This window comes from Agrobacterium sp. 10T429 (assembly GCF_056393925.1).
In genome coordinates, this window is sequence record NZ_JBFTGV010000001.1 from 350,073 (window position 1) to 376,252 (window position 26,180).

Sequence of the window (26,180 nt, forward strand, 5' to 3'; positions counted from 1 at the left end):
GTCTGCCGCTATCGGCTGCGTCCACAAACAAGCCCACGACGGGAGAGACAAATGAACTTCGTTAAATTTTCCGCAGCAGCTCTGGTGGCTTCTGTCGCCTTCGCTGGCGCCGCCGCTGCTCGCGACCAGATCCAGGTTGCTGGTTCCTCCACGGTTCTGCCCTATGCCAAGATCGTTGCCGAAACTTTTGCTGAGACTTTCCCGAACTTCAAGGCTCCGGTTGTTGAGTCTGGCGGCACGGGCGGCGGTCTGAAGGCGTTCTGCTCCGGCGTCGGCGAAGGCACCATCGACATTGCAAACGCTTCGCGCCCGATCAAGAGCGACGAACTTGCCGCTTGTAAGGCCGCTGGCGTTGCCGACGTTCAGGAAGTGAAGATCGGCTACGACGGCATCGTCTTCGCAATGGACTCTTCCAACAAGGACATCAAGCTCGAGCCGAAGGATCTGTACCTCGCGCTCGCCGCTGAAATCGTCAAGGACGGCAAGCTCGTTGCCAACCCTTACAAGAAGTGGTCGGAAATCAACAAGGAACTGCCTGATGTAGCGATCGCCGCTTACATTCCGGGTTCCAAGCACGGCACACGCGAAGTCTTCGAAGAGAAGATCATGGCTGACGGCTGCAAGGAAGCCAAGGCGACCGACGCCATCAAGGCGCTGATCACCGACGCCAAGCAGGCTGCTGCCAAGTGCGTTGCAGTTCGCAAGGACGGCGCTGCAGTCGACATCGACGGCGACTACACCGAGACGCTTGCCCGCATCGACGCCAACAAGACCGGCCTCGGCGTTTTCGGCCTGGCATTTTACGAGAACAACGCTGACCGCCTGAAAGTTGCGACCGTCAGCGGCGTTGTTCCGTCCACGGAAACCGTTGCCAGCGGCAAGTACCCGGTTTCGCGCCCGCTGTTCTTCTACGTGAAGAAGGCTCACCTGGGCGTTATCCCGGGCCTCAAGGAATATGTCGAGTTCTTCGTTTCTGACGAAATGATCGGCCCCGACTCCCCGCTCGCAAACTACGGCCTCGTTGCCGCTCCGGAAAAAGAACGCGAAGAAATTCGCTCCAAGTTCGCTGCCGGCGCTTCGATGTAATAAACAAGGAGGGGTGCGGCCTGCCGCACCCCTCTCTCCGCTCCGGTACCGTTGTGCTTAAGGCGGCTGTCTCCGGTTGACAGTTCCCATCCATCGCCGTCCACATAATTGTTGATGGATTACAGATGGATAGGATGTATCAACCTTGACGCTTGCCAGACTTTGTTACAGTCAGGCGGCAAGCATCTCTGGATGGTCCAGCGGTCTCGTTTTGATGACTTTTTGATTTGCCCGATATCGCACCGTGCTCTTGAGGCACGACGAGGGAACTCTAATGAACACATCGATCCTTTTGCTGATACTGGTGTTGATCGGCATCGGCAGTTATCTGCTCGGCAGCCGCCGCGCCGTTGCTTTGTCTGGTGGGCGTCCCTCCAGCATGCATTCCCGTGCCGGTTATCACGGTTCCTACGCTGTCGTCTGGGCGGTGCTGCCTGCAGCGCTCATTCTCTGTATCTGGCTTGTTATCAGCCCGCTGATCGTTACCTCTGCGGTGCGTGGCGAATTTCCCGAAGATGTGCGCTCCCAATCCGAAGCGCAGCAGAGCCTGACCTATGGCATGGTAACGTCCATCGCCCGCGGTCTTCAGCGTCTGACGCCGGAAGAAACCGCAAAGGTTGATGCGGATACGGCTGCGGTAAGATCGCTTCTTGCATCGAAGGGCGTGGCAATTGCCGGCGAACCCCAGCGTTTCATGGTCGATGCCGCCCAGACGCTGAATGCGATGACCTCCACCAGCCGCCTGGGCATGATCGCCACCGTGCTGCTGGCCGCATTCGCCGGTGCCGCTTATGCACTGCGTTCAATCGCGCCGCGTTTTCGGGCGCGCAACAGGGTGGAGCGGGTCATTCTCGCGGCTCTGGTCGTCGCGTCGTCCATCGCCATCCTGACGACCATCGGCATCGTCCTTTCGATGCTTTCAGAAGCAATCCAGTTCTTCACCATGGTTCCGGCGCACCAGTTCTTCTTCGGAACGGTGTGGGATCCGCGTTTTGCCGCTGCCGGTGCGACCGACTCTTCCGGCCAGTTCGGCCTGATCCCGCTGCTCGCCGGCACGCTCTATATTGGTTTCGTCGCCATGCTGGTCGCCGTTCCGGTCGGGCTGTTTTCTGCGATCTATATGTCGGAATATGCGACGCCGCGCCTTCGCTCGATAGTAAAGCCGCTGCTCGAGGTGCTCGCGGGCATCCCGACAATCGTCTACGGCTTCTTCGCGCTGACGACCGTTGGTCCTTTCCTGCGAGACATTTCCACGCAGATCAGCGGTCTTGCGACAGGCAACTACGCCAACTTCATCCAGGCGCAGAGCGTCATCACCGCCGGCTTCGTCATGGGCATCATGCTGATCCCTTATGTTTCGTCGCTGTCTGACGACATCATCACCGCCGTGCCGCGTTCGCTGCGCGATGGCTCTCTCGGTCTCGGCGCCACGCGCTCTGAAACCATCAAGAAGGTCATCCTTCCCGCCGCTCTTCCCGGCATCGTCGGCGCCGTGCTGATGACGGCGTCGCGTGCGATCGGCGAGACCATGATCGTGGTTCTTGCGGCTGGTGTCGCTGCCCGCCTGCAGCTCAACCCCTTCGAACCCATGACAACAGTGACGGTCAAGATTGTCAGCCAGCTGACGGGTGACCTTGAGTTTACCTCGCCGCAAACGCTGGTGGCCTTCGCGCTGGGCATAACTCTTTTTGCAATCACGCTTTGCCTGAATATCTACGCGCTTTACATCGTGCGCAAATACCGGGAGCAATATGAATGACCGACATCGTTTCCCCGGCGGCCGGTGCTGCCGCCGTGAACAAGGCCACGCGCCGTGATATCGGCATCAAGCGTCGCTATGCTGCTGAACGCCGCTTCCGCGCCTATGGATTGGCAGCAATCTCGTTCGGCCTCATCTTCCTCTTTCTGCTGCTCTGGTCGGTCGTATCCAAGGGTCACACCGCCTTCCAGCAGACGATGATCACCGTTCCGGTCGAGTTTTCCGAACTGATCATCGATCCAAAGAACGAGCGCGCAACCAATCCGGCAAAGCTGATGACGGCCAACTACCCCGTCCTCGCCCGTGATGCGGTGGCCAAGGTTCTCGGCGTCGCGCCGACGGATAAGGCCGGTCTTCGCGCCGTCAACGTCATGATCTCCGACAGCGTACGCACCCAGCTGCGTGATATCGTCGTCGCCGATCCGTCCGTCATCGGCACCACGCGCAGCGTCACGCTTCTGGCGTCGGGTGATGTCGACAGCGCCTTCAAGGGCCAGGTCGACATGTCGGGGGATGAAGCAAACCGCCGCATCTCGAACCAGCAGCTCGGCTGGATGAACCAGCTCGTGGAAAGCGGACAGCTTGGCAAGCATTTCAATACCGGCATCTTCGTCAACGGCGCTTCGAGCCGTCCGGAAGCCGCGGGTGTTGGCGTTGCGCTGATCGGCTCGTTCTACATGATGCTGATCGTGCTGGTGCTGTCGCTGCCGATCGGTGTTGCGGCCTCCATCTATCTGGAGGAATTTGCCCCCAAGAACCGTTTGACGGACCTTATCGAGGTCAACATCAACAATCTGGCGGCTGTTCCCTCCATTGTTTACGGTCTGCTCGGTCTCTCCGTCTTCATCAACTTCATGGGCTTTCCACGCTCGGCCTCGCTGGTCGGCGGCCTCGTCCTGACGCTGATGACCCTGCCGACGATCATCATCGCCACCCGCGCTGCATTGAAGGCCGTGCCGCCGTCGATCCGCGCCGCCGCACTCGGTCTTGGCGCTTCCAAGATGCAGACGATTTTCCATCACGTCCTGCCGCTGGCAATGCCTGGCATTCTGACCGGCACCATCATCGGTCTCGCCCACGCACTGGGCGAAACGGCGCCGCTGCTTCTGATCGGCATGGTGGCATTCGTCGCGAACTATCCGACAACGCCTATGGATCCGTCCACGGCCCTGCCGGTGCAGATTTACATGTGGGCGAACGAAGCTGAGCGTGCCTTTGTCGAACGGACATCTGGCGCTATCATCATCCTGCTTCTGTTCCTCATTCTCATGAATGTTGGCGCAATCCTGTTGCGTCGCCGCTTTGAGCGGCGCTGGTAGAGGGAGCTAGAGCAATGAACATGTTGTCGGAAGCAGCAGTTGAAAAGGCGCTGGACAAGAAAATGAATGAAGTCTCATACAAGATGATCGGCAAGGATGTTTCGGTTTATTACGGCGAAAAGCGCGCGCTTTACGACGTGAACCTCAATGTCCGCGAAAACACGGTGACTGCACTTATCGGCCCGTCCGGTTGCGGTAAATCCACTTTCCTGCGCACCTTGAACCGCATGAACGACACGATCGACGGTTGCCGGGTCACCGGCAAGATCACGCTCGATACCGACGATATCTACGATCAGCAGATCGACGTCGTGGAACTGCGTGCCCGCGTCGGCATGGTGTTCCAGAAGCCGAACCCGTTTCCGAAGACGATTTATGAGAACATCGCCTACGGCCCGCGTATCCACGGTCTCGCCCGCAACAAGGCGGATATGGACCAGATCGTCGAGCATAGCCTGCAGAAAGCGGGTCTCTGGAACGAGGTGAAGGATCGTTTGCTGGAATCCGGCACGGGCCTCTCCGGTGGCCAGCAGCAGCGTCTGTGCATCGCACGCGCGGTTGCCGTCAGCCCGGAAGTGATCCTGATGGACGAGCCGTGCTCGGCGTTGGATCCGATCGCGACTGCGAAGGTCGAGGAACTCATCCACGAACTGCGCACCAACTACACCATCGTCATCGTCACGCACTCCATGCAGCAGGCGGCGCGCGTTTCCCAGCGTACGGCCATGTTCCATCTTGGTCACCTTGTCGAAGAAAACGAAACCGACAAGATGTTCACCAATCCGGACGACCAGCGCACGCAGGACTACATCATGGGCCGCTTCGGCTGATCCCCGGCCGGTGCTTTATCGTAACCGTACAAGACTGGTGCCTCTGCCGTGCCCCGCTGTTGGGCACGCGCATGCAGGCCAAGCCGGAGGAATAGACCATGACACAGACAACGACCCATTCGCATATCCTGTCTGCCTATGACGACGAACTGAAGTTTCTGACGCGCCGCATCGCCGAAATGGGCGGTCTTGCCGAGCAGATGTGCGGTGACGCCGTGCGCGCACTCGTCAATTCCGATGCTGCGCTCGCGCAGAAGGTCATTTCGGACGATACCATTCTCGACCATGCTGAGCGCGAAATTGGCGACAAGGCGATCGTAACCATCGCCAAGCGTCAGCCGATGGCGGCAGACCTTCGCGAGATCATCGGCACCCTGCGTATCGCCGCCGATCTCGAACGCGTCGGCGATCTTGGCAAGAACACGGCCAAGCGCGTTATCGCTGTCGCCGGCACCGGCGTTCCGCGCAAGCTCGCCCGCGGCATCGAGCATCTGTCCGACCTGGCGCTGGTGCAGCTCAAGGAAGTCCTCGACGTCTATTCCACGCGTTCCGCCGAAAAGGCCAATGCGATCCGTGAACGCGACGAGGAAATCGATGCCATGTACACGTCGCTCTTCCGGGAGCTTCTGACCTACATGATGGAAGACCCGCGCAACATCACCACCTGCACGCATCTTCTGTTCTGCGCCAAGAACATCGAGCGTATCGGCGATCATGCGACGAATATCGCAGAGACGATCTATTACATGACCACTGGCAGCCAGCCGGAGGGCGAGCGTCCGAAGGACGACAGTTCCAACACGCTTGGTTCGGTGACCGAGTAACAGACAAGCAGAAGCTTGCGGAGTTCAGCATATGGTGCCCAAGATTGCAGTTGTGGAAGACGAGGAAGCGCTGAGCGTCCTGCTTCGTTACAATCTCGAGGCTGAGGGATACGACGTCGACACGATACCCCGTGGCGATGAGGCGGAAATCAGGCTGCAGGAGCGCATTCCGGATCTTCTCATCCTGGACTGGATGTTGCCCGGTGTCTCCGGTATCGAACTGTGCCGGCGCTTGAGAATGCGGCCGGAAACAGAACGCCTGCCCATCATCATGCTGACGGCGCGTGGCGAAGAGAGCGAACGGGTTCGCGGTCTCGCTACCGGCGCTGACGATTATGTCGTCAAGCCGTTCTCGACGCCGGAACTCATGGCCCGGGTCAAGGCCATGTTGCGCCGGGCCCGTCCGGAGGTTCTGTCGTCGGTGCTCAAATGCGGCGATATCGAACTGGACCGCGAGACCCATCGCGTTCACCGCAAAAGCCGCGAAGTGCGCCTCGGCCCGACGGAATTCCGCTTGCTGGAATTCCTGATGACGTCGCCGGGTCGGGTGTTTTCCCGCTCGCAATTGCTGGATGGCGTCTGGGGTCATGATATCTATGTCGACGAGCGTACTGTCGATGTGCATGTCGGACGTCTGCGCAAGGCCCTGAATTTCTCGCACATGCAGGATGTCATCCGCACGGTGCGTGGTGCGGGATATTCGATGGAAGCCTGAGCGATGCGGAACCAGATAGTTTCGCTGGCGAAGTAGTGCACCAAAAAATCAGGAAGCCCGAAATCTGAAACGATTTCGGGCTTTTTCAATATGAATATCCGCCAAACTCGATGCCATTGTCCGTTTTGACCGGAGGAGATCGGCGGCGCGTTGAAATCCGGATTGAAGGGTCACGCCCGATGGTAAGGGGAAAGGGTGAGGCCTGCCATCAAGCCGCCCAGAAAGCGGCTTTATTTTTGTCATAAAAAAACGGGCCCGAAGGCCCGTAATTTTTGAGTGCTGAATGCGTGCCGCAACACTCAAGCCTTGCGGCGCTCGCTCACCGGCTGGTAGGCGAGTTTCGCATGGAACTTGCAATAGGGCGAAGATTCCAGCGCTTCACAACCGCAGAAATGGAAGTCGTCCTTCAGCGGATCGCCAACCGGCCATTTGCAGGTGCGCTCGGTCAGTTCCGTCAGCGTCAGGCGACGGGAAATCGGCGTGACAACGTTCTTGGAAGGAACGTAATCGAGAACCTGCGCGGTCTCGATATCGATCTCCTCGTGCAGCGCCGTTGCCGCGTTCGAACGGGTGAGGATGCGTGCCGGTGCCGCGTTGACGCGACCTGCGAAAGTCGTCGCACGCGGGGCAGGGGCAGCGGTGCGCTTCGGCGCGGAGCGTGCCGAAGTCACTGGACCGCCAGCCTTGACGCGTCCCGGCAGATTGAGACGATGGACCTTGCCGATCACGGCATTACGGCTGACGCCGCCCAGCTGCGCTGCAATCTGGCTGGCGCTAAGGCCCTCGGACCACAATTTCTTGAGCTTTTCGACTCGTTCGTCTGTCCAGTTCATGCCGCTTCTCCGCTTGTCGCGTGTATTTTCGGCAGAATCCCTCTCCGTCTCGCGCGCATGCCGCAAGCGTGGTTTCCGCCTGATTTTCGGTGACTAGTTCCGCCGCAATGCAGTCTAGTAATTAGCGATTAACCTAGTGCCAGCCCGACTCCGTGGCAAGAGTCGCGGGAATCATCTGGAATCGATTTTCCGGTTTTCCCCAACTTGCTGGCGTATTGAGTCTGAAAGGCAACACCTTGGGGCTGGCCCGCCGCCGCATACTAGTGCTTGAGAAGCCCGGGAAACGCTGACTTTTGTTGACATCGGCAAACGAAGTGACAATAGTGCCCCTGCCGCCGCAAGGCGGCATTTTGATTTTCAGGCGAGGGATAACCCCGCAAGCCTATTGACAACAGTTTGACAGCGCATCTGCGCAAGGAGTGATACAGCCATGGCCGAAGCCGGCGCGCCATTGTTTGATACGTTTTCAAGAGCCCCCTTGCGCTTCGAGCGCGGTGAGGGTGTATGGCTGTTCACGGAAAGCGGCGAGCGATATCTGGATTTTGCGGCCGGTGTTGCTGTCAACTCGCTGGGCCACGCCCATCCTCACCTCGTTGATGCGATCAAGACGCAGGCCGAGAAGGTCTGGCACGTCTCGAACCTTTATGAAGTACCGGGACAGGAAAAACTCGCCAGGCGCCTGACGGAAGCGACTTTCGCGGACAAGGTATTCTTCACAAATTCAGGCGCGGAAGCCCTGGAATGCGCCATCAAGACCGCCCGCCGTTATCACTATACCAAGGGCCATCCGGAGAAGTTCCGCATCGTGTCCTTCGAAGGCGCTTTCCATGGCCGTACACTGGCGACGATCGCCGCGGGTGGCCAGCAGAAATACCTCGAAGGTTTCGGTCCCAAGGTCGAAGGTTTCGATCAGGTTCCGTTCGGTGATGTCGATGCCCTCAAGGCCGTCATCACGGCTGAGACTGCAGCACTTCTGATCGAGCCCATCCAGGGCGAGGGCGGCATTCGCTCGCCCAGCAAGGAATTCCTGCAAATTCTGCGCGGATTGTGCGACGAGCACGGCCTGCTGCTGATTTTCGATGAGGTCCAGACGGGTGTCGGCCGCACAGGCAAGCTGTTTGCTTATGAACATACCGGTGTTGCGCCCGATATCATGGCGGTCGCCAAGGGTATCGGTGGCGGTTTCCCGCTCGGCGCATGCCTTGCCACGGCAGATGCCGCTTCCGGCATGACGGCGGGCGTACATGGCACCACCTATGGCGGCAACCCGCTGGCCATGGCAGTCGGCAATGCCGTGCTTGACGTCGTTCTCTCCGAAGGTTTTCTCGAGAAGGTCCGTGACGTCGCGCTGGTCTTCCGGCAGGGTCTGGCCTCGCTCAAGGACCGTTATCCTGACGTGATCGACGAAATTCGCGGCGAAGGCCTGCTTCTGGGCATCAAGGCGAAGATTCCTTCGGGCGAATTGCTGCAGGCCATGCGCGCAGAGCATCTGCTTGGCGTGCCTGCGGGCGACAATGTCATCCGTCTTCTGCCGCCGCTCGTCACCACGGCGGAAGAGGCCCGTGAGGGTCTTGCACGTATCGACGCGGCTGCCGCTTCCCTGACGGTTGCGAAACAGGCAAAAAGCGCCTGAAAAAATCAAGAGCGGGCCTCTCTTCAGGGGGCTCGCAAGCATGGGACAGATTAGAATGGGTTCACCAAAACATTTTCTGGACCTCTCGGCCGTCGGGTCGGAGGATCTGCGGACAATTCTTGATGATGCGCGCACGCGCAAGATTGCCACCAAAACCGGCACGGCGGAAAAGCCGCTTGCCGGCAAGATGCTGGCAATGATTTTCGAAAAACCGTCCACACGCACCCGCGTCTCCTTCGATGTCGGCATGCGCCAGCTCGGCGGTGAGACCCTTTTCCTGTCGGGCACGGAAATGCAGCTGGGCCGCGCGGAAACGATTGGCGATACGGCCAAGGTGCTGTCGCGCTATGTCGATGCCATCATGATCCGCACCACGGATCACTCGCGTCTGCTCGAGCTTGCCGAACACGCCACCGTGCCTGTTATCAATGGCCTGACGGACGACACGCATCCCTGCCAGATCATGGCGGATATATTGACGTTCGAGGAACATCGCGGCCCGGTCAAGGGCAAGACCATTGCCTGGACGGGTGACGGCAATAATGTGCTGCATTCGTTCGTGGAAGGCTCCGCCCGTTTCGGTTACCGCATGGCGATGGCAGTACCGATGGGTTCGGAACCGCACGACAAGTTCCTGAACTGGGCACGCAACAATGGCGGCGAAATCTCGCTGTACCACGATGCCGACAAGGCAGTGGCGGGCGCTGATTGCGTCGTCACCGATACCTGGGTGTCCATGAACCAGGAACACAAGGCGCGCGGCCACAATATCTTCCAGCCTTATCAGGTCAATGAAGCGCTGATGGCGAAGGCCAACAAGGAAGCGCTGTTCATGCACTGCCTGCCGGCGCACCGCGGCGAGGAAGTAACGGATGCAGTGATCGACGGGCCGCAATCGGTGGTCTTCGACGAGGCGGAAAACCGGCTCCATGCGCAGAAGTCCATTATCGCCTGGTGCATGGGCGTCATCTGACCGCTATCGGCCGGGTGCTTGAACTCGGCGATGCACATTCCCATTTGTGGGGCTTCGAAGACGCTCGTCGGCTTTTCGCTGGCGGGCCACCTCACGATTTGCACGATTTTCCCCGGAGGCAGTTTCGCTTGCCGGATCTCTGTGCGACAAGCTGAAAAAGTACATTTTAAAAGCCGGACTTTTGGACGGTAGCGGCGCAACGGCTGCGCCAAGGAGTTATGACATGGCAGATGTAACGGTTGAACTGGACAATCTCGATTTAGCTGGCGACGACAAGGTTGTGCCCTTTCAGGTCGAAGGTCTGGACGTGCGCGGTCGCGCCGTACAGGTCGGGCCGCTGTTGAATGCCATCCTCGAACGTCACGAATATCCCGAGATTGTCGCCCGCCTGCTCGCGGAAGCAACGGTTCTGACGGCGCTGATCGGCACATCCCTGAAATTTTCCGGCAAGCTGACTGTGCAGACCAAGGGCGACGGCCCGGTTGACCTTCTGGTGGCGGATTTCACCGCGCCCGAGAGCATGCGCGCTTATGCTCGTTTCGATGAGGAGCGGCTGGCGGAAGCTGTTGCTGCGGGGCAAACCTCGCCCGAACAATTGCTCGGAACCGGCATTCTGGCCTTCACCATCGATCAGGGCGTCGGCATGCAGCCTTATCAGGGCATCGTGCCGCTGGACGGTTCTTCGCTGGAAGAAATCGCCGGGGTTTATTTCCGTCAGTCGGAACAGCTTCCCACCCGCGTGCGCCTCGGCGTTGCCCAGTTCTTCGACCGTGACGGCGAAGGCAAGCCGCGCCATAGCTGGCGTGCAGGCGGCGTGATTGCCCAGTTCCTGCCGCAGGCGCCCGAGCGTTTGCGCATGCGCGATCTCCATGGCGGTGACGGCGACGAGGGCGATTATGAAGTGGCGGAGGACGATGCCTGGACAGAGGCAGTGTCGCTGCTGAATACGGTGGATACCGACGAGCTGACCGATCCGCAGGTGCCAGTGGAGCGTCTGCTTTACAGGCTTTTCCACGAGAGCGGCGTGCGCATCTACGATCCGCAGGTCATTTTCGACCGTTGCAGCTGTTCACGGGACAAGATCAAGGGTGTGCTGTCCGGTTTCACCGCTGAAGAGATCAAGGCGAGTGAGGAAGACGGTGCGATTGCCGTGACGTGCGAGTTCTGCTCCACGACCTATCGTTACGATGTCAGCGAGTTTGAACACGTCTGACGAGGAGAGCCGCGCTTGTGAATGGCGCGGCTTTTTTGTCAGTTCAGCACCCGCAACAGGCCGGGTGAATCCAGTGAAAAGGCGGGGATGGTGACGTTGAACACCTCGCCTTTGTCCGTTTCCATTTCATAATGGCCAAACATAAGGCCTGACGGCGTATCCAGCGGGCAGCCGGATGAATATTCGTAACTGTCGCCGGGGTTCAGATGCGGTTTTTCGCCGACGACACCCGGCCCGTAGACCTCATCCACCTGTCCGTTCTGGTCGGTGATGTGCCAATAGCGGTTGACGAGTGTTATCGGAACATCGGAATTGTTCGAGATCACGACTTTATAGCCCCAGACATAACGATCGTCATCCGGGTCGGACTGCTCCTCGAGATAATACGGATCGACCGTTACCTCGATATCCCTTGTCAGAGCACGATACATACGCGCCACACCTCGATATTTTCCCTGCTGCCATCATCCTACACTACAGGTTCTGGCTATCGTCAAGAAAATGAATGACTTGACGACCACGCGCATCTTCTGTTGCGCCGTTTTTTCACGGTTAGGGATAACGGTAAAGGTAAATATTGGTTGCCAGACGCGGGCTTTCACCCAGGCGGGATGTGTGCCATGGCCCGACGGGAAGTCGGGCCATGGCGATATGTCGATTGAATCCTTAAACTGAAACGGCCGCAAGACCCTTCGCCAGATCTTCCAGCAGATCGTCCGTATCTTCGATACCGCAGGAAAGACGCAAGGTCCCGCCGGAAATACCCAGTTCGGCGCGCGCCTCGTCGGTCAGGTTCTTGTGCGTCGTCGTGCCAGGGTGGGTAATGAGGCTCTTGGCATCGCCGAGATTGTTGGAAATCTTCACGATATCAAGCGCGTTCTGCAGTGCGAATGCCGCTTCCTTGCCACCCTTCAGTTCGAAAGCCACGAGCGTCGAGCCGCCCGACATCTGCCGCGCGATGATGTCTGCCTGCGGATGGTCGGCGCGGCCCGGATAGATCACTTTGGCAACCTTGCTGCTGTCGACGAGGAAATCGGCGATCTTCGAGGCATTGGCCGTCTGCTGCTTGACACGCAGCGGCAGGGTTTCGATGCCCTTCAGCAGCGTCCAGGCATTGAACGGCGACATGGCTGGGCCGGTGTGGCGGAAATAGTCCTGCAGCTCTTCCTCAATCCACTTCTTGTCGGAAAGGATCACGCCGCCAAGGCAACGGCCCTGACCGTCAATATGCTTCGTCGCCGAATAAACGACGATATGGGCGCCGAGTTCGAGTGGCTTCTGGAAAAGCGGTGTGGCGAAAACATTGTCGACAACCACTTTCGCGCCGATCTGGTTGGCGAGCTTCGCCACACCGGCAATATCCACCACTTCGAGCGTCGGGTTGGTCGGGCTTTCGAGGAAAAACAGCTTGGTGTTCGGCTGGATCGCCTTTTCCCAATTGTTGAGATCGCGTCCGTCGATCAGCGTGCACTCGATGCCGTATTTGGGTGCAAGCGTTTCTACCACCCAACGGCAGGAGCCAAAAAGCGCGCGGGCAGCAACGATGTGATCGCCGGCACGCAGCTGGCACATGATGGCGGCTGTCACGGCGGCCATGCCGGAGGCAAGCGCACGGGCGTCTTCCGCACCTTCCAGCAGGCACATGCGCTTTTCGAACATGTCATTGGTCGGGCTTGCATAGCGGGCATAGATGAAGCCATCCGTTTCGCCCTTGAAGCGCGCTTCGGCGGCTTCGGAGTTTTCGTAAACGAAACCCTGGGTCAGATAGATCGCTTCCGACGTCTCACCATAGGGTGAGCGTAGCGTACCACCGTGAACGAGCTGGGTTGCCGGGCGCCATTTATTGCTCATGTGATCACCTCAAAACAAAAAAACCGGTCGCAAAAGCAGACCGGTTCCTAGCACCCGGTCTTTTTAGCCACTTGTTTAACGTGGCTGCAAGCCGACCGGCCAAATCACCACGGGATAAGCTTGCCATACTGCCGTTACCGGCTTGCGTCAATGCTTTCCTTTTGGTTTTGTCGCCGTAAAAAGGAATGATGATCATGACCAGAACCACGGGCATTTTGGCGGATGGCGCGATCAGGGCGCTGTTTGCGGGCGGCAAGCTGAGAAGCGAGGCTGATCTCGATGTCGATCAGGTGCAACCCGCGAGCCTCGATCTGCGACTGGGCTCCAAAGCCTATCGCGTGCGCGCCAGTTTCATGCCCGGCCCCGGAACCCGAGTCATCGACAAGCTCAACCGCTTCAGCCTGCATGAGGTCGATCTGAGCGAGGGGGCGGTGCTGGAAACCGGTTGCGTCTACATCGTGCCCTTGATGGAGAGCCTGGAGCTGCCGGCGGATATGTCGGCTTCGGCCAATCCGAAAAGCTCGACGGGGCGTCTTGATATCTTCACCCGCGTCATGACCGACAATGCGCAGGAATTCGACAAGATACCCGCGGGCTATGCCGGCCCGCTCTATCTGGAAATCAGCCCGCGCACCTTCCCGGTCGTCGTGCGCCGTGGCTCGCGCCTCTCGCAAATCCGTTTCCGCATCGGCCACTCGTTGCTCAACGAAGCCGAGCTTCTGAAATTGCACGAGACGGAGATGCTGGTCGCCAGCGAAACCCCTAATGTGACCGGCGGCGGCATCGCGCTTTCCATCGATCTAAAGGGTTTTGGCGAAAAAGGGCTGATCGGCTATCGCGGCAAGCATCACACAGCGGTGGTAGATGTCGACAAAAAGGCTCAGCACGATGTTCTCGATTTCTGGGAACCTCTATACGCCCGCGGCCGTGCCGAACTGATCCTCGATCCGGATGAGTTCTATATTCTCGTTTCGCGTGAAGCCGTGCATGTACCGCCACTTTATGCGGCCGAAATGACACCCTTCGATCCCTTGGTGGGCGAGTTCCGCGTGCATTATGCGGGCTTCTTCGATCCAGGCTTCGGCCATGCGCAGGCGGGCGGCACGGGCAGCCGCGCCGTTCTCGAGGTGCGCAGCCACGAGGTGCCCTTCATCCTCGAACACGGCCAGATCGTCGGCCGGCTGGTTTACGAGCACATGTTGCAAAAACCTGATGGCCTCTACGGTAGCGGCCTTGGCTCCAACTATCAGGCACAGGGCCTGAAGCTCTCCAAGCATTTCCGCGCGGAGTAATGATCCTGTCGGGTGCTTGACACCCGATAAGAACTGTCCGATGTCTTGTGCGCGGCGCGGGTGTAGCTCAATGGTAGAGCAGCAGCTTCCCAAGCTGAATACGAGGGTTCGATTCCCTTCACCCGCTCCATATTTTCAAGGCAATCCAAACAACTTCTTGGCCAGCCAAAAGCGCGCATGTCACCGCCATCGCTGCGGCAAACGTGCGACTATGCGATTTAGCTTGACTACAATTAAATTGCACGTAATAGTTGATGCGGTCGTAACATTATTGGGGGAGTGTTATGAGTCGCAAGCTTCTGTCGGAATTTCTTGGCACTTTCTGGCTCGTGTTCGGAGGTTGCGGCAGTGCGGTTTTTGCCGCTGCTTTCCCTGAACTCGGCATTGGCTTTCTTGGTGTCGCTTTCGCTTTCGGTCTGACGGTTTTGACCATGGCCTATACGGTCGGGGGTATTTCGGGCGGTCATTTTAATCCGGCCGTTTCCGTCGGTCTGTCCGTTGCTGGCAAATTTCCGGCATCGAACCTCGTTCCTTACATAGTGGCGCAGGTTCTGGGTGCGATCGTCGCGGCGGGGGCGCTTTATGTCATCCTTACCGGCAAAGCCGGTGCCGATATTGGCGGTTTTGCCGCAAATGGTTACGGGGAATATTCGCCGGGTGGATATTCGCTCGTGTCGGCGCTGCTGATCGAAGTCATTTTGACGGCATTTTTCCTGATCGTCATTCTGGGATCGACGCATGGCAGGGTTCCCACTGGTTTTGCGCCGATCGCAATCGGCCTTGCTCTCACACTTATTCATCTGATCTCCATTCCGGTCACCAACACATCCGTCAATCCGGCCCGCTCGACGGGACAGGCGTTGTTTGTTGGTGGATGGGCGCTGCAACAGCTCTGGCTGTTCTGGCTCGCTCCGATCCTCGGCGGCGCAATCGGCGCCGTGGTCTGGAAACTTTTCGGCGAGAAAGACTAAGGCTCAAGGCCCGCTTTCTCCGGCCCGAACAGACATGAATGGGAAGCATTGTTTCCCCGAATGGTCGGGGAAACCTGTGAGGAGGATGACATGGATCTTACTTCGATATTGGCCCAAATTGTCGGCGGTGCGGTTGGCGGTTCGGCCGGCGGAAAAATACTCAAGGATTCTGATCTCGGTGCGCTCGGCAACCTGATTGCCGGCGCTATTGGCGGCATCGGCGGAGGAACCGTGCTCGGATCGCTGCTCGGGACGGCGGGAACTGCTGCCGCCGGCGGCATGGATATAGGCGCTCTTGCCGGCCAGCTTGTTGGCGGCGGCGTCGGCGGCCTGATTGTCCAGATCATTGTGGGCCTTATCAAGAACAAGCTCGTTACCAAATAGAGCCGCTCGGCCGATCTTGTTGCGAAGCGATAAACCTTGCCGGTGGAGAAGCCTCGTTCGGCAAGGCATTTTGGTTTGTGCCATATCCGCTGTGGCGGCGCTGACGGAGCTGGAATTCGTTTGTAGAATTTTCTCTCAGGCCTTGTTCCTGATGACCGGCATATGCGGCGTCTTGTTCCAGACGAACGGCTTGGTTTTCAATTCCACCACGGCGCGCCATGCGGCGAGTGACAGCATCAGCCAGTAAAGCGGGATCGCCAACCAGCGCCGTCCGACCTGTTGTTTCTCATGAGCTATCATCCTGTTTCTGCCCATCAGTACGAAGATCGCGTAGCTTCCGAAAATATTCAGCGTATCGATGAAAAACAGAATGCCCTGCCAGGAAAGCAGCATATCCGCGCCGTTTTCCCGGATTGCTATGGCCATGAAGGCGAAGGAAACAAACAGCAAGGGATGGGCCAGCGACGACAGAAGCATGCCGCCGATCAGCAGCTGAAAGACGATATAGGCGATCCATCCCATGCGGCGCGCGGTCGTGAAGGGCGAGCGGGTCATGACCAGCCAGCTTTGCAGCCAGCCCTTGTACCAACGCGCGCGCTGGTTCAGCCAGACGGAAAGGGAGGTCGGAGCATCCTCCAGTGTCTGCCGCCGGATGACACCGCAGCGATAACCCAGCCTGTGCAGCCGGAGGCCCATATCGGCATCTTCCGTCACATTATACGGGTCCCATCCTCCCACCCGGCGTAACACGGCGGTGCGAAAATGGTTGGAGGTGCCGCCAAGCGGCAGCGGCAGCTTGCACGCTGCAAGAACGGGCAACATGCAGCGGAAAAGGCCGGAATATTCCAGTGCGAAACAGGCGCTGAGCCAGGAGGAGCTGGCATTGCTGATAATAAGCGGCGCCTGCACACAGGCCACCTCGTCCGGCTGGTCGCGGAAGGCGGCATAGGCCTCGCGCAATTGCAGCGGATGCGGCCGGTCCTCGGCGTCGTAAACGGCAACGAAAGTGCCACGCGCGCCGGAAAGCGCATAGGTCAGGGCCTTGGGCTTCGTGCGTGGCATGGATGGCGGCACCCTGACGATCTCGATATGCGGACCGGGATTTATCCGCTGGATGGCCTCGATCGTCGCTACGTCGTCTGCCTCGCATACGAGCTTGATATCGAGCCGGGATTTGGGCCAGTCCAGCCGCTCCAGCGCATGAATGAGCTGCTCAACGACCGCCTCTTCGCGATAAAGCGGCATAAGAATAGTGTAGACCGGCAGCTCCCCGTCCTGCTGGAGTGGTATGACGGTTTTCGCATCGTTTCCTTTTGGCGTATGGACGAGTGCAAACAACCTGAAAAGCAAGGTGGAGAGATAAAGCATCGTGAGGGTGACGTGAATATAGGCCAGGGCCGCCTGCGTATAAAACAGTAGCGACAGAACGAGCAGGGTAACGAAAATGCCGCTGACAAAACCCTGCTCGCCATGCAGCGTGATCCTTGCGGAATGCTGTGGCGCCGCGTTGAAAAGCTGATGTCGCGTGTCTCGGCAGCGGCGTGCTTCGCCCGCCTTCCAGATCGCGCTGCGCATGGCCTGTGGCGTGGTCACGGCAAGTTCTTCAAGAAGATACGGACGCTGATCGAGGATACCTTTCAGCAATTCCATCCTTGCCAGTTCCGGCACGATCAGCAGCACTGGCTTACCATTCAGCGGTGTCAACCGCAGGAGCCGTGGTTCGGCTAGTTGCGCGTCCAGGTGATTGATGTCTGCCACACGACCCGGATCGATTTCCGGTCGAAACGGCAATCGCAACAATCTGGCAAAAGCACCGTAATACGCATCCGCATCGACTAGGCCGCTCGCCAGCAATTCGTCTTCCACGGTTGAGCCGTTTTTGAGGGCCTGCTCTTCGAATGCAGCGATGTAAGGTTTGCCGAACCCCAGCGAAGAGAGAAAGCGTGTTGGCCCATGCTCGTCCGGTTCGGGCGCTGTCCAAAGTGGATTGTCGCCGATGAGCGAAAACGCAATTTTTCGCCCCGCTGACGTCGTGCGGAACGATTCTCGTGTATAGTGCCTAAAATAATCCATGCATCGCTGCCGCCGCCATGGTAACGCCCTGCTTCTTGCTACGGATAGTATAGATGAGAATGATGAATGTAACGCGAAATATAGTTATTGGTTTTACTTTAGCTATCGCTTTACAATTCGGTGGTAATTTGGGAGAACTTCACGCGGAAGGTCTCTCGGACAGAAACCGCATGCCGGTGCTGTTTGATGCGCAGGAGCGGTTTCCGGGTGGCGATCTGTCCTCCGTGCCCCGGATCAGGTTTTTGATGTCGGTCGATTTCCCACCCTTCAATTTTACCGATCAGGAAGGCCGGCTTGCCGGTTTTCATGTCGATCTGGTGCGCGAAATCTGCGCCCAGCTGAAGGTTGAGAGCAAATGCCAGGTGCAGGCACTGCCGTTTGACGAGCTGGAGGCAGCGCTGGAAATGGGAGAGGGCGAAGCGGTGATTTCCGGCATTGCCACCACCGCCGATCTGCGAAAGAGTTTCACCTTCTCGCGACCCTATCTGCTGTTGCCCGCGCGTCTTGCCGTCAACAAGGCGGCGAAATTCACTGGCTCCGGCGCAGATGCCCTGTCGGGAAAGAAGGTGGGTGTGGTCACGGGCTCGCGGCACGAACAGATGCTCAAGGCATTTTTTCCCAAAGCCTCGGCCGAAGGCTTTAATGGTTACGAACCCATGTATGAGGCGTTGAAGACGGGCAAGGTGGACGCGGTTTTTGCGGATGGGCTGCGCCTGCCTTTCTGGGTTTCGGGAAGCGCGTCCGGTGCTTGCTGTGCGCTTTTCGGCGGACCTTATTTATCCGACAGATTTCTTGGCGAAGGCCTTTCCATCATGGCAGTTGATCCGGACGATGTGCTTGTACCGGCCTTTGATCAGGCGCTTGCCGCACTTTCGCGCAATGGCCGGCTGGAAGAAATCTACCGGCGTTATTTCCCCTACGGGCTTTATTAGAGAAATCCGGTTTCACTCGGATCGGGGCCCGGATGACGTTCTATTTGGCGGGCGCAAAGGCTTCTTCGTTGCGCCGCAATCGCAAAAGAGCGATCCAAACGGCGGCGGCGATGGCGGCTTCCACGAAGAAATAGCTGCCGATCGTTCCCGAAATGCTGAACGACCAGGTGAGGAAGGCGACGATAACGGAGCCGATGAGATTGCCGCTGTTCCATATCTTGGCGCGGATATCCTGCCGTCCGGATGCGCCAAGCGCCTCAAGCGCGGTTGCCGCAACGGCCATCGGCAGCACGACCCAGCAAAGGATACGGGTGATGATCGGCAGCGAGACGTATTCGTCGCCGAACAGTAGCGGCAGGAAGGGTGCGATGATGAAGATGACCAGCGYGCTGCCGACTGCGATGACAAGCGCTGCCTTCAGCACATTATAAGCGCGCTCTATGGTCTTTCCGATACCCTGCAGGGCGGCTGAGGCCGACCCCGGATAGATCAGCCGGTTCAGAGCCTCGACGGAGAGGTATGAGCTGTCGAGAATTCGCCGGGCAATGGAGTAGCTGCCCAGAACCTCGGCGCTGGCAACGGCACCGAGAACGAGAATATCGGCATTGCCACGCACGGCCTTGAACAGGAACTGGGTGGAAAACAGGATGCCGATGCGGATTTCATCGCGAACGATCCGGAAAACCGGCCGACCGAGCCTGCCAATCGCCTTCAGCGAAATCACTGCCGCAATTGTATGGGCAGCCAGGTTCCACAGGGCCCAGGCCTCCACCGTCTCCACCTTGAAGATGAGACAGGCGACCACGGCGGCAATTGTGCGGGCAACGGCGAACATCACTTCCAGCTTGTTGGCGGAGGCGAAGTCGGAATGGGCGATGAAGCTTTGGGTCGAAAGCGAAATGACTTTCAGAAGGATGAGGTTCGTCACCAGGATCACGAAAGTGGTGATGAGGGTATGCAGCAATGTTTCCGACGTCGGGAAAAACACCGGGATCGTGACCATGCCGATGATGGTCAACACAATGCCGGTAGCGGCGCTCAAGAGATAGCTGTGGCCGAGCATCACGGGAAACATGCTGCGATCCTGCGCCACGCGGCGGATCAGCGATTCCTGCGAACCGAAACCACAAATCTGTACGCCGAGATTGGTCACGGCCGTGATCGAGGCATAGAGCGCGAATTGTTCCACGCCGAGATGGCGGGCAAGCAGGGCGAAGGTCAAAAGCTGGGCGGCGCTGGACATCAAAAGCGCCCCGCCGGATGCCATATAGGTCAATCCCAGTCTGACTAGATGGCTGAACCGCGGCGTATTCAACGACACCTTATTCTCCGTGCTTTCCGGCGTCGCCGGGCGAATTCAAGATAACTGCCGTGTTCTTAAAATTGATGAACTGAAAAACCCGGCAAGGGGGCAATAATTCGAAGGCCGTCGACCTCTATGAATGGCAGTTGCCCAGTCTTAGCCTTCTTGAGGTAAGAGAGGGTTAAAGCAATTGTATAATAATGATGATAATGACTGTTATGGTTATTTGGACATGGCCCGGTTTCAAAAAGGGTTTCGTTGTTCGTCACAAGGCAGGCCAATGATCCGATTATCCTTTTTCGATGTGGCCGACGATGCCGCCTTTTACTGATACGCAGTCCATTCCTGTACAAAGCAACAGCATGTCGCTTACGGGCGGCCGTCGCGACGCGATTTTTTTCGTCGTCACGATGCTTTATATCTGGATTTCCGTTGCGCCTTTTGAAAATCTTGCGGCTGCACCCGTGCCGCACGCCGCCGCGAACCAGCTGACCGGGCTGGTGATTGCGCTGATGCTGGGTGTTTTTGCCCTGCGTCATCGGCTGACGGGGCTTTTGTTGCGGCCGCGTCTGCCCATTCTGCTGTTGTTTTCCTGGCTGGTGATTTGTTCGGTGCTTGGCTCCCAGCCTGGCACTTCGCTGCAACGTTTGCTCTTTACGGGCCTTCTGTGCTTCATCACCAGTGTCCTCGTCGTCATGCCGCGCGACAGGCGGCAGTTCGACCGGATGATGGCCATCTTCGCCGTCATCCTGCTGGCGCTCTGCTACTTCGGGGTGATCTTCCTGCGCTCGCGCTCGATCCACCAGCCCTACGATCTCGATGAAACGGCGCTCGCCGGCGATTGGCGCGGCATCTTCAATCACAAGAATGCCGCCGCTCCGGCCATGATCATTCTCGTCATGATCGGGCTTTACCTGCGCAATAGCTGGTCGACGGTTGGCGGCATTGTCATCACGCTTCTGGCAGGGTTCTTCCTCTGGAAAACCAACGGGAAAACCGCAGCAATGCTGTTGCCCGTCACTGTTGCGCTGGTCTGGGTCATGGAAAGACATGCCGGTCGGACATTGCTGATGATCGGAGGTCTTCTGGCTTTCCTCAACATCCTCGCGGTCGGCTCCACCTATTTTCCGAGCATACGGCATGTGGTCGATAGTCTGGGGATCGATTCCACCTTTACCGGCCGAACGGATATATGGCGCCTGTCCTTCGACACGTTTGCGCAATCGCCGATCTTCGGGCAGGGTTTTCAGGCATTCTGGACGAGTGACCGGCTTCTGGCGCAGGCCGATACTGCCGGCACCTGGGCGGTCACCGCCTTCCATGCCCATAACGGCTTTGTCGAAAGCCTGCTGAATGGCGGCCTGCCGGCCTTTGTTCTCATCGTCATATGGCTCGTCATCATACCCGCAAACGATTTTCGTATAGCTGTGAACAAGGGTACCGATCCGGCATTAACGCGGCTTTTTGCAAGAATTTGGGTGTATGCACTGCTTTCTTCGTGTCTTGAGAGTAATTTCTTTACCGGAACCGGGCCTATCTGGTCTTCTCTACTGATTGCAATCTATTGTTTGAGGCATCAGGCGTACGACATACTTGAGCAGGGGCAGTAATTTGCAGACAGGCCGGGGGGCTTATGCATGACACAAAAAATCGGGACATTTGCAGACAGGATCAATAACCGGCTGGTGCAGTACTTTCCAGGACCGGCGTCGCTGATCAAAACGTCCGAACCAATCGTCTCCTTCACATTCGATGATGTGCCGGCGAGCGCTTGGACGAGGGGCGCGCGCATTCTGGAAAGCGAGGGTGTTCGCGGGACATTTTATCTCGCAGGTACTTTTATCGACAAGCACTATGAACAGCAGGACATGATTCCAACCGAAGGCTGTTCGGAACTTGCAGCGGCCGGCCACGAGCTTGCCTGCCATACTTTTTCCCATCGCAAACTCTCGAGCTTTTCACGGCGCGGGCTTGAAGAGGATCTTGATCACAACGAAACCGTGCTGGCATCGTTCGCCGAAAACCGAGGCAGGCGGAATTTCTCCGTTCCTTTCGGCAAGGCCTCGCCGTTCATGCAGCCACTGTTGCGGCGCAGGTTCAGGACGTCCCGCGGCGTCATGCCCGGCATCAACCGGGGCAGCATCGATCCGTACAATCTTGCCGCAGTCGAATTGCGGCCCGATCAAAACTATCTCGATGCCGCCGATCGTTGGCTCGAGGATGTTTTGCAAAATGGCGGCTGGCTCATCATTTTCACCCACGATGTTTCGCAGACACCGAGCTTTTACGGTTGCCCGGAAGACAAACTTCAGAGCCTTGTCCGCAGGGCAGCTTCCGGCGGTGCGAAGATCATGACGGTTGATGCCGCGGCAACGTCACTCGGTCTGTAAAGGGATAGTATCGACGCCTGCTCTCTGAGTTGTGCCCGGGCAAGCAGGACGCCTGTCTTCGCAATGGCGGGTGTCTATTGGCTGGCCCAGATGATGCGGGCGATCCATTCCACATCGGCCATGTCGAAGCTGCGGTTCGGATGTTCGGGATTGAGCGACAGAAGCTCGATATTCTTGGGGCTTTGCCGCGCCAGCACCTTGGCCATCACTTCGCCGTCACGGCTTTTCAGCACCACGCGGTCGCCGCGCCGCACCTGCGCGCCCGGCTCCACAATCAGGATATCGCCGTCGCGGTAAAGCGGCATCATGCTTTCGCCCTGTACTTCCAACGCGTAGACGCCCTGCTTGCGTTCGGGAGAAGAGGGGAACTCCACCACATCCCAGCCTTGACCGGCCGGAAAACCGCCATCGTCGAAAAAGCCGCCGGAGCCCGCCTGCGCAAAACCGAGCAGGGGGATGGCATTGTCCGCACCTGAAGGCTGCATTGTCTGCGTCCTGCCGAAAGCATAACCAAAAAACTGGTCGACGCTTGCCCCCGTCGCCTCCAGCACCTTGGATACCGATTCCGTCGAAGGCCAGCGTTTGCGGCCATCCGGGCCGAAACGCTTCGATTTGTTGAACGAGGTGGGATCGAGACCGGCACGCTTCGCCAAGGCCGAAGGCGTCAGCTGGTGACGTTTGGCAAGCGTATCGATGGCGCTCCAGATCGTCTCGTGTGAAAGCATGATGAAAGCCCGCAGGTGGAGCCCGTGGCGGAAAAGCTCCTGTCGTTTACTCCGCGGAATCTAGACCATATCCCGTCAGGAGTAAAGAAAAGAAAGGAATAAAATCCTCGATTATGCCACCATGGCCGATGTGTTTATCTTGCTGAGCTGTATCACCGCCTGTGTACGGCTATCGACCTTGAGCTTCAACAGAATAGCGGAGACATGCGCCTTGATGGTGGCTTCCGAAACATTCAGCGCATAGGCGATCTGCTTGTTCAGCAGGCCTTCGGCCAGCATACCCAGAACCCGGCTCTGTTGCGGCGTCAGCGTTCTGAGCCGGCCGATGAGATCAGCCACGTCAGGATCATGCTCCTTTTCGCCCTGACAGCTTGCCGGTATCCACACATCGCCTTCAAGAACCGCGCGAATGCCATCCCTGATATCGTCGATGCCCGAGGATTTGGAAATAAAACCGGAAGCGCCGAGTTCGATGGACCGGCGAACAGTGGTCGCGTCGTCCGTTGCCGAAACGATGACGATGGGCAGGCTGGAAAATTCCGCCCGCAGCGCCATCAGGCCTGAAAATCCGCTGACACCCGGCATGGCGAGGTCCAGAAGCATCAGATCGGCGTCGTTGCACGCCGTCGCGGCACTTCTGGCAGCCTCGAAATCGCCGGCTTCCATGATTGTCTGCTGCCCGTCGAGACCGGATACGGCCTGTTTTAGGGCGCCGCGAAAAAGCGGGTGGTCGTCTGCGATGATAATGACAAGTTCCGACATTCTGGCCCCCTCCCAAGGGCGTTATGCGGTTCTTTGAAAGGTATGGCGCACTCCCGTTTGCCGGCAGTCTAGACTGCTTCCGGCTCCTCTTCTGAAAGGTTGCTCTAATCGGTTGCGTATTACAAGAAAAAGCTTGGGAACAGCCGTCGCGGCAATAAAAATGCCGTGGAAACTGTGGACAATCGACCCGCTTTGCGGCAAACCGCCCAGACTGAAAAGCCTTGGAAAGCCTTCGGAGAGCCCCATGCACGAAACGCCCGCGATCATTTATAAAATCGTGCCGGAGACGTTGTGGAATGCAGCCAGGGCACAAGGCGTCTTCAAAGGCGCCGCCATCGATCTGACGGATGGGTTCATTCATTTTTCAACGGCAAAGCAGGCGGCCGAGACTGCCGCCCGGCATTTTTCCGGCCAGACCGACCTGCTTCTGATCGCTGTTGATGGTGCAGCACTTGGCGAAAAGCTGGTTTATGAACCCTCGAGAGGCGGCGATCTTTTCCCCCATCTCTATGCGTCTCTTCCCTTGACCGCCGTGCTTTGGGAAACGCCGCTTTCACTTGGCCACGATGGCCAGCACCAGTTTCCGGAGATTTTGTGATGAGCGGATTATTTTCCTCAATCGGCCGCAAGGGCCTGTTTCTTGTCGATCCGGAAAAGGCACATGGGCTGTCCGTGGCGGCGCTGAAAAGCGGCTTTCTGCCCACCTGCATGGTGCCGCACGATCCGCGGCTGCAGCAGACCGTTGCAGGCCTCGTTTTCCCCAATCCGCTCGGCATGGCGGCGGGTTACGACAAGAATGCGGAAGTCCCGGGACCGCTTCTGAGGCTCGGTTTCGGCTTTACTGAAATCGGCACCGTCACGCCGCGTGGGCAATCCGGCAATCCCAAACCGCGCATCTTCCGTCTGGTTGAGGATGAAGGCGTTATCAACCGCCTCGGTTTCAACAATGAAGGCCATGCCGCGGCGCTGGAGCGCCTGAAGCAGGCGCAGCTACGCGGCATCGTCGGCGTCAATATCGGTGCCAACAAGGACAGCGAAGACCGCATCGCCGATTATGTGCAGGGCATCGAGGCCTTTTATTCGGTCGCATCCTATTTCACCGTCAACATCTCTTCGCCCAATACGCCGGGTCTGCGTGACTTGCAGGCGCGCGAAAGCCTCGCGGCACTTCTTGGCGCCGTGCTGGAGCGCCGCAGGGCAGAAGCCGAACGCTTTGGCAAACGCATTCCGATCTTCCTGAAGATCGCGCCCGATCTGACCGAGGAAGGGCTGGATGACGTGGCGGAAGAGGCGCTGGCCCATGATCTCGATGGCCTGATCGTCTCCAACACCACGCTCTCGCGTGAAGGCCTGCGGCCCGGTCCGCATAAGGGTGAGGCGGGTGGATTGTCCGGCAAGCCGCTATTCGAGCTGTCGACCACTGTTCTCGCCAAGATGCGCCGGCGCGTCGGCAGCAATCTGCCCATCATCGGCGTGGGTGGCGTTTCTTCGCCGGAAACGGCATTGGAAAAGGTAAGGGCAGGGGCCGATCTGGTTCAGCTCTATTCCTGCATGGTCTATGAAGGCCCCGGCCTGCCGTCGTCCATCGTCAAAGGCCTGTCGAAGCTGGTCTCTCGCGAAGGTGTGCAGTCCATTCGTGACCTACGCGACAGCACGGTCGACCGCTGGGCCGACCGCAAGCTTGGATGACGATGACCTGAACGGTCGAGACGCTGCGTCGGTTAAGATAAGTGCTTATCGTGGTGGTGTTATCTCCTGCCTCATCCCTGTAACAGGGACAGGAATGAGGGTGGAGGGGGCGCCCCCCGTTATCTCACGCGCAGAGCACCATCGCCCAGTAGGGCCGGTTGCGGCTTGCGGCATCATAGGCAACCGCGACGCCAAGGCCATTATATGGTCCGAGCATGTTTTCGAGATGATGTTTCGAGCCGATCCAGGCCTTGACGACACGCTCCACGCTGTCCTGCCCGGCCGCCACGTTTTCCGCTGCTGGTAGCGGCACATTGCCGTCCTTCATGCGGATGAGGAAACTGTCGGTCAGGCCGATCAGATGCGCCATCTTCTGCGCCTTGACCATGCGTCCGGCCTGATAAGCGGCCGCACCACTTGCCGCACTACTGAAGGAGAGTGGCGAAAGCCCTTTCGAGCGGCGCAACTCGTTGACCATTGGAAGCGCTGCCGCGGTCTCATCGCGGGTGCCTGACGGCATGCCCTTGTTTGTAGGCACGGAAACACAGGCGGAAAGAACGGAACCGGCGGAAATCAGCACGAAGCCGCGCCGCGTAAGCGTCTGGAAAGATGTGTCGGTCATG

At 58.3% G+C, this 26,180-nt stretch carries 25 protein-coding genes, 1 tRNA gene and 1 riboswitch; of the genes, 18 read left to right on the forward strand and 8 right to left on the reverse strand.

Annotation, left to right across the window (positions count from 1 at the left end):
• Positions 1 to 51: 51 nt before the first annotated feature.
• The 6 genes from AC1DCP_RS01715 to phoB all read left to right on the forward strand — a co-directional run bounded on the left by AC1DCP_RS01715 (position 52) and on the right by phoB (position 6,533).
• On the forward strand, positions 52 to 1,086 hold the full coding sequence (locus AC1DCP_RS01715; RefSeq protein WP_003514907.1) for a substrate-binding domain-containing protein: 1,035 nt from the start codon (positions 52 to 54) through the stop codon (positions 1,084 to 1,086).
• A 274-nt stretch (positions 1,087 to 1,360) separates the two neighbouring features.
• On the forward strand, positions 1,361 to 2,845 hold the full coding sequence (gene pstC / locus AC1DCP_RS01720; RefSeq protein ID WP_003514909.1) for a phosphate ABC transporter permease subunit PstC: 1,485 nt from the start codon (positions 1,361 to 1,363) through the stop codon (positions 2,843 to 2,845).
• Positions 2,842 to 4,164: a phosphate ABC transporter permease PstA gene (gene pstA, locus AC1DCP_RS01725; RefSeq protein WP_003514911.1), complete on the forward strand. Its 1,323-nt coding sequence runs from the start codon at positions 2,842 to 2,844 to the stop codon at positions 4,162 to 4,164. Before pstC ends, pstA begins: the two co-directional genes overlap by 4 nt.
• A 14-nt stretch (positions 4,165 to 4,178) precedes the next feature.
• Positions 4,179 to 4,994 carry a phosphate ABC transporter ATP-binding protein PstB gene (gene pstB, locus AC1DCP_RS01730; RefSeq protein WP_003514913.1) on the forward strand — a complete coding sequence of 272 codons (816 nt, stop codon included), beginning with the start codon at positions 4,179 to 4,181 and terminating at the stop codon, positions 4,992 to 4,994.
• A gap of 98 nt (positions 4,995 to 5,092) precedes the next feature.
• Complete coding sequence (gene phoU, locus AC1DCP_RS01735; protein WP_003514921.1) at positions 5,093 to 5,818, forward strand: phosphate signaling complex protein PhoU; 726 nt, start codon at positions 5,093 to 5,095, stop codon at positions 5,816 to 5,818.
• A gap of 31 nt (positions 5,819 to 5,849) precedes the next feature.
• A complete protein-coding gene (phoB, locus tag AC1DCP_RS01740) occupies positions 5,850 to 6,533 on the forward strand; it encodes a phosphate regulon transcriptional regulator PhoB (protein ID WP_003493692.1) in 684 nt (227 codons plus the stop codon).
• A gap of 299 nt (positions 6,534 to 6,832) precedes the next feature.
• On the opposite strand, the gene AC1DCP_RS01745 is transcribed toward phoB, so the two are convergent.
• Complete coding sequence (locus AC1DCP_RS01745) at positions 6,833 to 7,366, reverse strand: GcrA family cell cycle regulator (RefSeq protein ID WP_003514924.1); 534 nt, start codon at positions 7,364 to 7,366, stop codon at positions 6,833 to 6,835.
• Between the two features lie 430 nt (positions 7,367 to 7,796).
• On the opposite strand from AC1DCP_RS01745, the gene AC1DCP_RS01750 reads away from it, so the two are divergent.
• From AC1DCP_RS01750 to AC1DCP_RS01760, 3 genes are all read left to right on the forward strand, one after another.
• Complete coding sequence (locus AC1DCP_RS01750) at positions 7,797 to 8,999, forward strand: aspartate aminotransferase family protein (protein ID WP_003514925.1); 1,203 nt, start codon at positions 7,797 to 7,799, stop codon at positions 8,997 to 8,999.
• Positions 9,000 to 9,054: 55 nt separating this feature from the next.
• Positions 9,055 to 9,972 (forward strand): ornithine carbamoyltransferase, encoded by a 918-nt coding sequence (gene argF, locus AC1DCP_RS01755; protein ID WP_003514928.1) that lies wholly within the window; start codon positions 9,055 to 9,057, stop codon positions 9,970 to 9,972.
• A 223-nt stretch (positions 9,973 to 10,195) separates the two neighbouring features.
• A complete protein-coding gene (locus AC1DCP_RS01760; RefSeq protein ID WP_065688364.1) occupies positions 10,196 to 11,185 on the forward strand; it encodes an Hsp33 family molecular chaperone in 990 nt (329 codons plus the stop codon).
• 38 nt (positions 11,186 to 11,223) lie between these two features.
• On the opposite strand, the gene apaG is transcribed toward AC1DCP_RS01760, so the two are convergent.
• Complete coding sequence (gene apaG, locus AC1DCP_RS01765; RefSeq protein WP_003514932.1) at positions 11,224 to 11,616, reverse strand: Co2+/Mg2+ efflux protein ApaG; 393 nt, start codon at positions 11,614 to 11,616, stop codon at positions 11,224 to 11,226.
• Positions 11,617 to 11,851: 235 nt separating this feature from the next.
• Entirely contained in the window at positions 11,852 to 13,036 is a 1,185-nt protein-coding gene (locus AC1DCP_RS01770) for an O-succinylhomoserine sulfhydrylase (RefSeq protein WP_112153167.1), read from the reverse strand.
• A 42-nt stretch (positions 13,037 to 13,078) separates the two neighbouring features.
• A riboswitch (SAM riboswitch) is annotated at positions 13,079 to 13,157 on the reverse strand.
• 73 nt (positions 13,158 to 13,230) lie between these two features.
• Here AC1DCP_RS01770 and AC1DCP_RS01775 point away from each other — a divergent pair.
• The 4 genes from AC1DCP_RS01775 to AC1DCP_RS01790 all read left to right on the forward strand — a co-directional run bounded on the left by AC1DCP_RS01775 (position 13,231) and on the right by AC1DCP_RS01790 (position 15,683).
• Positions 13,231 to 14,328: a 2'-deoxycytidine 5'-triphosphate deaminase gene (locus AC1DCP_RS01775; protein ID WP_065659892.1), complete on the forward strand. Its 1,098-nt coding sequence runs from the start codon at positions 13,231 to 13,233 to the stop codon at positions 14,326 to 14,328.
• 56 nt (positions 14,329 to 14,384) lie between these two features.
• A tRNA-Gly gene (locus AC1DCP_RS01780) sits at positions 14,385 to 14,458 on the forward strand.
• 154 nt (positions 14,459 to 14,612) lie between these two features.
• Positions 14,613 to 15,299, forward strand: a complete 687-nt coding sequence (gene aqpZ / locus AC1DCP_RS01785) for an aquaporin Z (protein WP_065688362.1) — start codon at positions 14,613 to 14,615, stop codon at positions 15,297 to 15,299.
• Between the two features lie 90 nt (positions 15,300 to 15,389).
• Positions 15,390 to 15,683 (forward strand): hypothetical protein, encoded by a 294-nt coding sequence (locus tag AC1DCP_RS01790; RefSeq protein WP_019564341.1) that lies wholly within the window; start codon positions 15,390 to 15,392, stop codon positions 15,681 to 15,683.
• Positions 15,684 to 15,818: 135 nt separating this feature from the next.
• On the opposite strand, the gene AC1DCP_RS01795 is transcribed toward AC1DCP_RS01790, so the two are convergent.
• A complete protein-coding gene (locus AC1DCP_RS01795; protein WP_162696112.1) occupies positions 15,819 to 17,756 on the reverse strand; it encodes a glycosyltransferase family 2 protein in 1,938 nt (645 codons plus the stop codon).
• 170 nt (positions 17,757 to 17,926) lie between these two features.
• Between AC1DCP_RS01795 and AC1DCP_RS01800 the strand changes: the two genes are divergently transcribed.
• On the forward strand, positions 17,927 to 18,688 hold the full coding sequence (locus tag AC1DCP_RS01800) for a transporter substrate-binding domain-containing protein (RefSeq protein ID WP_019564339.1): 762 nt from the start codon (positions 17,927 to 17,929) through the stop codon (positions 18,686 to 18,688).
• 40 nt (positions 18,689 to 18,728) lie between these two features.
• Here AC1DCP_RS01800 and uppX read toward each other — a convergent pair whose 3' ends face one another.
• A complete protein-coding gene (gene uppX / locus AC1DCP_RS01805; RefSeq protein ID WP_476774152.1) occupies positions 18,729 to 19,955 on the reverse strand; it encodes a Wzx-type polysaccharide biosynthesis protein UppX in 1,227 nt (408 codons plus the stop codon).
• 350 nt (positions 19,956 to 20,305) lie between these two features.
• Here uppX and uppY point away from each other — a divergent pair, with 350 nt between their 5' ends.
• Both uppY and AC1DCP_RS01815 read left to right on the forward strand, forming a co-directional pair.
• Positions 20,306 to 21,601: a Wzy-type polysaccharide biosynthesis protein UppY gene (gene uppY / locus AC1DCP_RS01810; protein ID WP_025592405.1), complete on the forward strand. Its 1,296-nt coding sequence runs from the start codon at positions 20,306 to 20,308 to the stop codon at positions 21,599 to 21,601.
• A 27-nt stretch (positions 21,602 to 21,628) separates the two neighbouring features.
• Positions 21,629 to 22,381, forward strand: coding sequence for a polysaccharide deacetylase family protein (locus AC1DCP_RS01815; protein WP_065688360.1), 753 nt, complete (start codon positions 21,629 to 21,631; stop codon positions 22,379 to 22,381).
• 74 nt (positions 22,382 to 22,455) lie between these two features.
• Here AC1DCP_RS01815 and AC1DCP_RS01820 read toward each other — a convergent pair whose 3' ends face one another.
• Entirely contained in the window at positions 22,456 to 23,106 is a 651-nt protein-coding gene (locus AC1DCP_RS01820) for a S24 family peptidase (RefSeq protein WP_003514944.1), read from the reverse strand.
• A 111-nt stretch (positions 23,107 to 23,217) separates the two neighbouring features.
• A complete protein-coding gene (locus AC1DCP_RS01825) occupies positions 23,218 to 23,868 on the reverse strand; it encodes a response regulator (RefSeq protein WP_003514945.1) in 651 nt (216 codons plus the stop codon).
• A 244-nt stretch (positions 23,869 to 24,112) separates the two neighbouring features.
• Between AC1DCP_RS01825 and AC1DCP_RS01830 the strand changes: the two genes are divergently transcribed.
• The gene (locus AC1DCP_RS01830; RefSeq protein WP_065688359.1) at positions 24,113 to 24,466 is read left to right on the forward strand and encodes a DUF952 domain-containing protein; all 354 of its coding nucleotides are present in this window, start codon (positions 24,113 to 24,115) and stop codon (positions 24,464 to 24,466) included.
• Positions 24,466 to 25,557, forward strand: coding sequence for a quinone-dependent dihydroorotate dehydrogenase (locus tag AC1DCP_RS01835; RefSeq protein WP_013635431.1), 1,092 nt, complete (start codon positions 24,466 to 24,468; stop codon positions 25,555 to 25,557). Before AC1DCP_RS01830 ends, AC1DCP_RS01835 begins: the two co-directional genes overlap by 1 nt.
• Positions 25,558 to 25,681: 124 nt before the next feature.
• Here AC1DCP_RS01835 and AC1DCP_RS01840 read toward each other — a convergent pair whose 3' ends face one another.
• Positions 25,682 to 26,179 (reverse strand): CAP domain-containing protein, encoded by a 498-nt coding sequence (locus tag AC1DCP_RS01840; RefSeq protein ID WP_013635432.1) that lies wholly within the window; start codon positions 26,177 to 26,179, stop codon positions 25,682 to 25,684.
• Between the last annotated feature and the right edge of the window lies 1 nt (position 26,180).

Bases quoted from the DNA above. Each gene is read 5' to 3' on its own strand.
- AC1DCP_RS01715 (WP_003514907.1), top strand. From the start codon at position 52: ATGAACTTCGTTAAATTTTCCGCAGCAGCTCTGGTGGCTTCTGTCGCC.
- pstC (WP_003514909.1), top strand. From the start codon at position 1,361: ATGAACACATCGATCCTTTTGCTGATACTGGTGTTGATCGGCATCGGC.
- pstA (WP_003514911.1), top strand. From the start codon at position 2,842: ATGACCGACATCGTTTCCCCGGCGGCCGGTGCTGCCGCCGTGAACAAG.
- pstB (WP_003514913.1), top strand. From the start codon at position 4,179: ATGAACATGTTGTCGGAAGCAGCAGTTGAAAAGGCGCTGGACAAGAAA.
- phoU (WP_003514921.1), top strand. From the start codon at position 5,093: ATGACACAGACAACGACCCATTCGCATATCCTGTCTGCCTATGACGAC.
- phoB (WP_003493692.1), top strand. From the start codon at position 5,850: ATGGTGCCCAAGATTGCAGTTGTGGAAGACGAGGAAGCGCTGAGCGTC.
- AC1DCP_RS01745 (WP_003514924.1), bottom strand. From the start codon at position 7,366: ATGAACTGGACAGACGAACGAGTCGAAAAGCTCAAGAAATTGTGGTCC.
- AC1DCP_RS01750 (WP_003514925.1), top strand. From the start codon at position 7,797: ATGGCCGAAGCCGGCGCGCCATTGTTTGATACGTTTTCAAGAGCCCCC.
- argF (WP_003514928.1), top strand. From the start codon at position 9,055: ATGGGTTCACCAAAACATTTTCTGGACCTCTCGGCCGTCGGGTCGGAG.
- AC1DCP_RS01760 (WP_065688364.1), top strand. From the start codon at position 10,196: ATGGCAGATGTAACGGTTGAACTGGACAATCTCGATTTAGCTGGCGAC.
- apaG (WP_003514932.1), bottom strand. From the start codon at position 11,616: ATGTATCGTGCTCTGACAAGGGATATCGAGGTAACGGTCGATCCGTAT.
- AC1DCP_RS01770 (WP_112153167.1), bottom strand. From the start codon at position 13,036: ATGAGCAATAAATGGCGCCCGGCAACCCAGCTCGTTCACGGTGGTACG.
- AC1DCP_RS01775 (WP_065659892.1), top strand. From the start codon at position 13,231: ATGACCAGAACCACGGGCATTTTGGCGGATGGCGCGATCAGGGCGCTG.
- aqpZ (WP_065688362.1), top strand. From the start codon at position 14,613: ATGAGTCGCAAGCTTCTGTCGGAATTTCTTGGCACTTTCTGGCTCGTG.
- AC1DCP_RS01790 (WP_019564341.1), top strand. From the start codon at position 15,390: ATGGATCTTACTTCGATATTGGCCCAAATTGTCGGCGGTGCGGTTGGC.
- AC1DCP_RS01795 (WP_162696112.1), bottom strand. From the start codon at position 17,756: ATGGATTATTTTAGGCACTATACACGAGAATCGTTCCGCACGACGTCA.
- AC1DCP_RS01800 (WP_019564339.1), top strand. From the start codon at position 17,927: ATGCCGGTGCTGTTTGATGCGCAGGAGCGGTTTCCGGGTGGCGATCTG.
- uppY (WP_025592405.1), top strand. From the start codon at position 20,306: ATGCCGCCTTTTACTGATACGCAGTCCATTCCTGTACAAAGCAACAGC.
- AC1DCP_RS01815 (WP_065688360.1), top strand. From the start codon at position 21,629: ATGACACAAAAAATCGGGACATTTGCAGACAGGATCAATAACCGGCTG.
- AC1DCP_RS01820 (WP_003514944.1), bottom strand. From the start codon at position 23,106: ATGCTTTCACACGAGACGATCTGGAGCGCCATCGATACGCTTGCCAAA.
- AC1DCP_RS01825 (WP_003514945.1), bottom strand. From the start codon at position 23,868: ATGTCGGAACTTGTCATTATCATCGCAGACGACCACCCGCTTTTTCGC.
- AC1DCP_RS01830 (WP_065688359.1), top strand. From the start codon at position 24,113: ATGCACGAAACGCCCGCGATCATTTATAAAATCGTGCCGGAGACGTTG.
- AC1DCP_RS01835 (WP_013635431.1), top strand. From the start codon at position 24,466: ATGAGCGGATTATTTTCCTCAATCGGCCGCAAGGGCCTGTTTCTTGTC.
- AC1DCP_RS01840 (WP_013635432.1), bottom strand. From the start codon at position 26,179: ATGACCGACACATCTTTCCAGACGCTTACGCGGCGCGGCTTCGTGCTG.